Origin of the sequence: Helicobacter valdiviensis (assembly GCF_003245365.1) — a bacterium.
Lineage (GTDB): Bacteria > Campylobacterota > Campylobacteria > Campylobacterales > Helicobacteraceae > Helicobacter_D > Helicobacter_D valdiviensis.
Genome location: NZ_NBIU01000071.1, coordinates 1 through 2,252, shown reverse-complemented (window position 1 = coordinate 2,252; position 2,252 = coordinate 1). Strand labels below are relative to the sequence as shown.

At 28.9% G+C, this 2,252-nt stretch carries 1 protein-coding gene and 1 pseudogene; both read left to right on the top strand.

From position 1 onward, the window contains the following. Positions 1 to 386: pseudogene (locus B6S12_RS10470) on the top strand (bacteriophage T4 gp5 trimerisation domain-containing protein); the annotation flags it as partial. Further along, positions 386 to 2,252: hypothetical protein (locus B6S12_RS11585; RefSeq protein ID WP_245892659.1), on the top strand; the 1,867-nt coding region annotated here is incomplete at its 3' end. The pseudogene B6S12_RS10470 and the gene B6S12_RS11585, both read left to right, overlap by 1 nt.

Genomic DNA, 2,252 nt, shown 5'->3' with positions numbered 1-2,252 from the left:
CTATTATCCATAAAGATGAGATAAAGAATGTGAAGGGGAATAAAAAGGAGGTGGTTGAGGGGCATTATGATGTTAATATAAAAGAAACATTAAAAATCCAAACAGAAAAAGAGACTTCTATAAGAAGCAAAAATAATCTACTAATCACCACTAATGCTTCAATGGGCTTTGAAACAGATAAAAATAATACCTTTATATCTGATAATTCATTATCGCAAACAAAAACAGATTATGAAGTAAAAGCAGGTAACCAAATCCTCCACCAAGTAGGTGAAACGCAAATTGTTGCTAAGGGAGATTGCGTGATTATTAAAGCAGGTGGAGTAGAAGTAGTGATAGATTCCAAAGGACTTGTGGTTAAAGGTGGGGAGGTTAAGGCAGAGTAATGGAAGCATTCAATCAAAAAAATAGTTTAAACATTAGGCTTTTAAGTTCTAATAATATTCTTCTGCATAATCAAGAATTTAAACTCTATGAAATAGCACAGGGCAATAAAAATGAAATCAAGACTATTTTTACAACCAATAGAATGGGGGAAGCTCATTTAAATACCAGTGAAATTTTTAGTAAAGAAGCACAAAGCTTTGAATTAATTTTAAACCAATCTAGGATTTATAAAAACAAACCCATTTATAATCATAGATTTTTATTAAGAAGTTATGAATATGGGCATTGGTGTGAAATAAAATTTGAAAGAAAGGCAGATAAAGGCTCTATAAACTCTATTAGACTAAAGCCTAAAGAATTTACCTTAGAAAATAATGAAAAAATAGTGCGCAATTTCTATACTTTTGGCGATATAGTAGAATTTGAAGCCATTTATGAGGATACAAAAATCAAAGAAGAGCAAATTCAATGGGGTTATGTTTTTATTCAGGATAAAAACACCTTAGATAAGTTAAACAAAAATCAATTAACCAATAACAAAAAGGAAAGTTCTTTATTTGATGAAGAAATTTTAAAAGATTGTTTTTATATTGAGAAAAAAGAAGACAAAGCCCTATTATCTTCCTCTATCATTTATAGACAATCAAAAAACAACAAAGCTTATTGTGGAAAACATCTTAGTTTGCAACTACCAAACCTTAAAGATACACAAGAACAAAAAGCATTATTAGTCTTTGCTTACAAAGAAATACCCAATTATAATGCCTCTTATCTTATAAGAATTAATGATTATCCACAAATTACCATTGATTGCACTCTAGCAGAAACACTAAGGGCACATACAAACAAAGATGAAATCTCAAGGCTTGGGTGGGGTGTGAGCTATATATGCCAAAGACTATGGCATGATAATCCAAGTGATGCTAAAGAATTAAAAGATTTAACCTTTCTAAGCTCTACTTCGCAAGATTTTTTAGATACTATCCCTAATGAAACTATGAAAACAATAATAAAAGAGATATTGCCAAAAATTACACTAAAAGAATATGATAAAAATTATAGTAAAATAGGAGAAGAATACTATAACAAATACAAAGATATGTATCTTGAATTTGAGACTTATAAGAGTTCAAATAATATTTCAAATATTAAAGATAAAACCATAGGGCTTAAGGCCATTGGGGATATTATAAATTTCTATATAGAGCTAGATTGGGAGGAATTTTATATGAAGTTTCCTTTGGTAAAAAGATTAGAAAAAGAAATATCCAGTATTCAAATAGAAGAAAAATACACTCAGCTAAAAAATATACCCACAGGAAAATACGAAAATAAAAGCGAGATACTCACACAAAACTTGTTAAACTCAATACAAGACTTCATAAACAGCAAAAGCGATATATTACATAAAACCTTTAAAGACACAAGTCAGACAAATCTACACATGCAAGTAACTGCAAATCTTTTAGAAATCGCTAAAAATCCAAAAGGAGTTAAAATACCAAAAAGTATTCATAAAGTTTTTGATACTAAAAAAAATATGATTACTGCACTAAATATAAAATATGAAGAAGCCAATGATAGAAAATTTTCTTTTATTAAAGACGCTAAAAATCTACAAAAACATGAAAAAACTTTAAATGAAATCTCTCCTAGTGATTTAAGAAGAAGTCATATGCAATTTTATGGAATTTCTGATATAGACTTTGGCATAGAATATAAACTAGGCTCTAAAGAAAAATCAAGCCAAGCTATAGCCTTTTATGCTCTCTCTGGTAAATTTCAAATCTATTATGTGTTGGATAGTTTTGAAGCGATAAAAATGAATGAAAAAGAAATAGCCATCTATCCTACACAAATAAAGG